At 49.5% G+C, this 6,814-nt stretch carries 2 protein-coding genes; one reads left to right on the top strand and one right to left on the bottom strand.

The window, feature by feature from the left end:
* Positions 1-185: 185 nt before the first annotated feature.
* Positions 186-6,371 carry an Ig-like domain-containing protein gene (locus tag AB1797_12020; protein ID MEW5768324.1) on the bottom strand — a complete coding sequence of 2,062 codons (6,186 nt, stop codon included), beginning with the start codon at positions 6,369-6,371 and terminating at the stop codon, positions 186-188.
* A 176-nt stretch (positions 6,372-6,547) separates the two neighbouring features.
* On the opposite strand from AB1797_12020, the gene AB1797_12015 reads away from it, so the two are divergent.
* Positions 6,548-6,691 carry a hypothetical protein gene (locus AB1797_12015; GenBank protein MEW5768323.1) on the top strand — a complete coding sequence of 48 codons (144 nt, stop codon included), beginning with the start codon at positions 6,548-6,550 and terminating at the stop codon, positions 6,689-6,691.
* The last annotated feature ends 123 nt before the right edge of the window (positions 6,692-6,814 follow it).

The following is a 6,814-nucleotide window of genomic DNA, read 5'->3' as shown; positions in this document are numbered from 1 at the left end:
TCCTCACTATGTCAAGTACTTTTTTGAGAAATATTAAATTTTTAGTGGCTACATTTAAAAGTAAAAATATAACATAACTCCTTGCCCTCAAATATCTTAGCCCTAAAATGCTGGCGGAACATCCGTTTTAGGGACCGAGGATTCAAGGGGTCAAGGACTCCAGTAATCGAGTGAATCTACGTCTGCTATCTAACAATCGCCAGCTTGCCTACCTTTTTAGTCCCGCCTTCAAGGATGAGGTAGATGTAAAGGCCGTTGGCCAAATCAGGCTCTACTTCCCAGGACCAGATGCCTCCCCCCCAATTTTCCCGGCTTAATTTCTTTACCAGTTGGCCGCTTACAGAGAAGATGCTTATCCTCGCCTGCTCGCCCGGTCCTTTAAAGTTAATACGGGTATGCCCGTCCGGCCCTCTGAAGGGGTTGGGATAGACAATGAAATCTTCCCCGGCAGGTGGTTCAATCGGAGGTGAAGTAAGTCGAGCAATACAGAAGATAGAAAGGTGAGACGCTAAAGCAGTAATCAGGTGAGAATTATGATCTATCTCTTGCTCACCAGTAAGTTCAAGCCATACGGATTTCGCCTCATCTAAGTAATAGATACTTAAATCATTTCCTTCTTCAGCTTCAGGATAAGGTATCTGTATCTTGACCGGACGGTTAAAATCATCTTCATCTAATAAAGCTCCATCTGTGCCTCTGGCCTCATATCTTCGACCAGTCGTGGTTATCAATTTATAAGTCACTGAGCTTTCTGTCTCAAACTCCTGGGCCAAGACTGGCGCCAGGTCTATCTCAAGAGATACGACCTCATCAAAGGTACCCGGCTCAATTTCTATGCCTGTGCCGTCCTCCTTGATTACCTCGGTGACTTGATCCGGGAAAACAGGGATAAATTCCCTTTCCAGAACAGAGGGGCTCCGGTTCTCGGCCGCATCCTTGACCCCTTCTATTTTCAAGGTGTAGGTAACCCCACCCTCAAACTGAAGCAGGGGGAGATGGACTAAGGCCTGATCAAGCTGGTCCAGGACAGGATTAAACAAGGTAAGAACGTGGCCAGGATTATCTGTTTCAAAGATCAAGAAAGAGGCCTCTGAGAGGTTGAGGGGCAGGCTCTCGTCTTGAAAGTGGATGTCCACTTCGGCTTCCTTGGCCGCCACCCAATCCAAAACAGGCGGCATCTGTTCAAGCGCTTGAATAGGTATCATTTGTTCTGGGCTAAAGGCGGTATTGCCGGCTCGGTCACTGGCCTTTATTCGATAGTAAACATATTCACCGGCGTAAGCCGCCCATCCTTGGACCGGTTCTGGAATGGCCCCCGTATATAGGCCAGGGGCATTAGAATCCATTTGTTTATAGCCGGTGTAGGCATCTCCTCCAATTCGCCAATCCCATCCGGGAAATTCAAGATCGCTCCCTGTTTCCAGGATACCAACATTGACCACTACGTTTCCGGTGGAGTGGTTAGTAAGAGTATCTGGAATATGGGTAAAGGATTGGAAGAGGGGGGGCTGGTTGTCTATCTTTACTTCTATCGCATTCCAATCAGAATAAGCTCCAATGGAATTCAGGCTTCTGGCCCTCAGATAAACCTGGCTGTCTACTCCATCAGAAGGCACAGTCTGCCAGACCAAAGAATAAGGGGAGGCAGAAACAGGACTCCCTTCACATTCATACCAGGTCAGGCTATCCAGGGAATAGGCAAACTCAACCTGAAGGATACGGCCATTAGAAGAAGATGCCTCAGCCGCCAGGTTAATCCTGCCGGCATACCAACCGAAAGCCGCGGGAGAGATAAGGCGGCATTGCGGCGGAGTCGACTGGGCCTGGATAAACTCGCTTCTTAAATCAGATGTGGCCGCATTACCCAGACCATCCTGGCCGGCGACCTTATATTCAAGGTATTCATTGGCATAAGCCTCCCAACCCTCAACTGGTTCAGGGATATCAAACATCCAGGTGTCGCCTTCGCCTCGTATCATCTCTTGATAGCCGCTAAAAGACCCGGCACCTATCCGGTGATCAATTTCAGGCGCCTTTAGCAGGCCGACGCCCTCATCCAGAATAGCCACCCTGATCTGGAAAGGGCCAGCGTAGTCAGCCGTAAGATCAGCCGGTGTATTATCCCAATGGCTAAAGTCAGGGGCCTCATTATCCACCTTGATGGTTACTTCAGCGGAGGTTGAATAAAGTCCCTGGCTGTCCAGAGCCCGGCCCCTGATCTGCACACTCTGATTTGTTTGGCTGATGATCTGTCGAGTATCCCAGACCAAACTGTAAGGATAGCTAAAATCAGGACTGCCTGCCACCGGATACCAGGTGAGTCCATCCAGAGAATAGGCGAACTCTACCTGAACAATGGTCCCATCAGTATCGTTGGCCTCAGCCGATAGACTAATGGATCCGGCATACCAGTTCAGGGGAAGAGGCGAAGTAATCCGACAGGTAGGGTCAAGCCAATTAATGCGGTCAATGAGTTCAACCATTAGATCACCGGTGACCTCATTATTCAGGGCATCAGTGGCCTTGATTCTATATTCCAGATATTCGTTTCCGTGACTACTCCAACCCTCAAGTGGTTCGGCGATATTAAATACCCAGCTATTGCCCCCTCCTGAAGTCATAACCTGATAACCACTGAAGGCCTCGGACCCAATTCGATAATCGATCTTTACCCCCTCAGCGGCCAGACCGATACCCCCGTCTACGGCCTCGACTTTAATCTGAAAAAGGCCTTGGTAGTCAGCGGTGAGATCAGAGGGGACCGTTATCCAATTACTCAAAGCGGGGGGCTTATTATCCAGCATGATCTGAATCGAGTGGTAGGCCGAGTAAAGGCCCTCGTTATCCCTGGCTCTGGCCCGAATAAAGGCACTCCCCTCAGTCTGAACCGATGGCCGCCAGGTTAAGCCATAGGGAGAGGCGGTAGCCGGACTCCCTGGAACTGGATACCAGGTGGCCTGATCAAAAGACCAGGCAAATTCCACCTGAGCAATAGTTCCATCAGGATCATTAGCCTCGGCTAAGAGAGGAATCGTTTCGGCATACCAGGCTAAAGGCGCAGGCAGGGTAAGTTCGCAGACCGGCGGCAGATTAACCCTATCGATAAGTTCCTGATACAGATCGCTCAGGGTGGTATTCCCCACCGCATCGCTTGCTTCAACCTGGTAAATTAGAGGCTCTCCCCTATAACCTTCCCAGCCGGATTCCGGCTCATGTATCTCGAAAGACCAGACGTTGCCTCCTGTTGAGGTCATTTCCTGGTAACCGCCAAAGGTCTCAGAGCCAATCTGATAGTCCAGCTTCGGAACCTGTCCGGAAAGCCCGGCCCCTTCATCAAAGATATCCAGCTCAATCCTGACAGATCCCGAATGTGTCTCCGTAAGATCAAGCGGTATCCGGCGCCAGTTGTCAAGTAAGGGCGGGGCATTATCTATCTTGATTTGCACCTCGTGATAGTCAGAATATAATCCCTGGTTATCCCAAGCCCTGACCCGAAGGCTGACATTTTCATCCACCTGAATCGAAGATGAACTATCCCAGGTCAAATTATAAGGATAAGTGGTATCAGGACTTCCGGGAAGTGGAGCCCAACTGAGCCTATCAAGGGAATAGGCGAACTCCACCTGAGTGATTATCCCCTCGGTATCGTTAGCCTCGGCCGTCAGATTGATGAGTCCGGCATACCAGGCCGAAGGGGCGGGTGAGATGAGTTGACAGGTAGGCGGCCTCTCAACTTCATCAATGAACTCCTCCCGCACTTCGCTGGTGGTGGTGTTTCCCAGCCCGTCGGCTACCTCAACCTTGTAGCTTATGGATTTCCCTTGATAAGACGTCCAATCACCCCCGGGGGCCGAAATATCAAAGAGCCAGGTATCACCTTCGTCCCAGGTCATCTCTTCATAGCCATCAAATATAAGAGAACCGACCTGGTAGTCCAGACCGGGAACCTGATCTGAGAGACCAAAACCCTGGTCGGATACGGCCACCATAATCCTAAATGGACCTGAATGATCCGCGGTTAGATCATCCGGAACCTGAACCCAGTGGCTGATGAGAGGCGGGACATTATCCACCTTGATCTGAATTTCATCGTAGGTAGAATATAGGCCCTCATTATCTTTAGCCCTGGCCCGGAGGCCGACACTTTCATCCACCCCTTCCGCCGGCAAGCTCGTCCAGCTTACCGCATAAGGGTAGACAGCATCAACCCCTCCGGGACAGAGATACCAGATCAGGCCATCGAGAGAATAGAAGAATTCAACCTGAGTAATTGACCCGTCAGGGTCTGATGCCTCAGCCGCTAAATTGATGGTTCCGTGATTCCAGGCAAGGGGCAGTGGGGAGATCAAACTAACGGTAGGAGGGGAATTGATCTCATCGATAAGCTCTTGCCTTGCCTGACTTAGCGCCGTATTACCCAAGCCGTCTTTGGCCTGAACCTTGTATTCCAGATACTGGCCGCCATAATTCTCCCAACCGTCAACCGGCTCAGAGATGTTAAAAATCCAGGCATTTCCTCCAGACAGGGTCATAGTTTCGTAACCATCGAAGGGGTTTAGGCCGATCCGGTAGTCCAGCCCCGGAGCTTCACCTTGCAGGCCGATCCCCTCATCCATTACATCTACTCGGATCTGAAAGGAGCCAATAAAGTCTTCGGTCAAATCAGCCGGTGTATTGACCCAGTTGCTGAACTGGGGGCTCTTATTATCCACCTTAATCTGAACCTGTGAATATTCGGAATACAGCCCCTGATTGTCCTTGGCCCTGGCCCGGAGGCTGACACTCTGGTCTACTTCCCCAGCCGGCCAGCTCTCCCAACTCAAGTTGTAAGGGGAAGCCGTAACCGGACTGCCTGCACAGGAATACCAGGTGGAGCCATTAAGGGAATAATCAAATTCCACCTGGGTAACCACGCCATCGGAATCCTCGGCCAAGGCCGCCAGGGTTATCGTTCCATTATACCAGGTCAGACCTCCAGGCTGGATAAGGGTGCAGGTGGGCGGGAGGTCTTGGCCCTCAATGGTCAACTGGTCGGCCGCTGGCGATGAGTCGGCATTGCCGAAACGGTTTAAGGCCCTGACTTCAAAGTCATAAGTTCCCTGGGTTAGGGGGGAGGTAGTAAAGGTGAAATCCTCTTCCTGGCTGTCAAAGGCTCCATCTGCCGCCGAGGCGGCCAACCATTCGCTCCAATCCCCGCTATTAAGACGATACCGATACTCAACGCCGCTAATGATGTTGATATTTATGTCGCTTCTTCCACTGCCGTAAGGATTATAAGGATTATTATTGGGAAAAGGCGCTCCGGCTTGAGCTGACCCGGTATAGGCCGGGGTTGAATTCTCAGTAGGATCCGGTAAGAAGGGAGTCAAAGATGTCTCAGGATTGATATCCACGATATCCAGGATTTCATCCGAGTCAGTGTCTCGCCAGCCTATCTGTTCCCGGGCAGAAATGGAAACGGCGCCGGTGGTATAAGGCCTCACTTCGCCCCGCATAATACATTCATAAGAGGTCCCGCCATTTTCACAGTTACTGTTAGGCGCCGCCAGATAGCCGGATATTTCAGTGGGGCTGCAGCCGCTTTCGGCATATTGGTCCAGGGCGTAAAAGATATGACCTGTCTCATGGGCACAGACGGCATCCATGTTGGATATACCGTAACCGTTATTGTCGTAAGTGAGCATCACAAATGGACCGCCCACCCAGGCATAGGCAAAATAACCGTCACTAAATTTCCCATCTCCATCGGCGGAAGAATCAACCACAAAGATGGTGTAGGCCCAATCGGCGCCCTGCTCTTCTCTAAGGGCATTATTATATTCGTAAACCTGGTCCATATAGTTTGTCCCGGGATAGCCCAGGCTGGTCATTACCTCTGATATCCAGAGACCTTCATCTGTCTGGGGGTGTTGAATAGGTTCATAACCGGTAGGCACCCGGAAGTGAAAGTCGGTAATAAATTTAAGTTGGGCAGCCGGTTCCCTGGCCACCCACCAGTTAAGGCAGGCCTGAATCTCGGCCTTAATCGCATTTTCCTCAGCCGAGGTCCAATTTTCTGTTTGAGGATAGTCAATACTGCCATTACTTTCAGGCAAGATTATACCTACGGCTATCCGGCCGATCATATATTCACTGGTCTCTCTAAACCTGCCGGGGGCCCTGGCCGGGGCTCTGGCTGGTTCATTAGACCATTGCTCGGTCAATCTCGGTGAATGAAAGAGGGCATCCCTAATAATCGGTCCTGGATCAGAAGAACCAGCCGCCATTCCAAGAGGCATCATCAGACCAAGAACCCAGAACACAGAACAAAAAGCCCAGACTATTCCCTGTTTTCTGTATAATAAAAATAGAATAGATAACCGTTTCTTCATTTAAAAAACCTCCTATTAATATTATATCATAAATAAAGTAAAGAAGCAAGCTAAAAATTAAATAATATATCTATTGCTAATTTTTGTATATTTAACGGCAACTACTCAAAACTAAGTTAAGCAGTTAGTTGGGAGACAAAGCAAAATTCCCTCTCCCTTGATGGGAGAGGGATAGGGTGAGGGAAACAAAAAAATTACTCAAGGAGCTTACTAAGTCTAAGAGACATGAAGAGGTAGATGCAGTTAAAGAGAAAATATTGGAAAGGTTAGATAAAAAGGTAGATGACATAAAGCAATTAATTCGACAAAGGAAGGATTAACTTGCATTCCGCACTTCCAGAAAAGGTTTTGTGCTATTGGGCCAACAAGGCTTTTTGAAAGATAGCTTTATCTAATAGAAGCTTTAATTAAGAAAAGAGATTGTCACCTCACCATAATGATTG

The organism is bacterium (genome assembly GCA_040753085.1).
Classification (GTDB): domain Bacteria; phylum UBA9089; class JASEGY01; order JASEGY01; family JASEGY01; genus JASEGY01.
Note: the sequence above shows the minus strand (reverse complement) of the source record. Positions and strands in the feature narration are given on the sequence as shown.

Coding starts and splice junctions, on each gene's coding strand:
- AB1797_12020 (MEW5768324.1), bottom strand. CDS start 6,371: ATGAAGAAACGGTTATCTATTCTATTTTTATTATACAGAAAACAGGGA.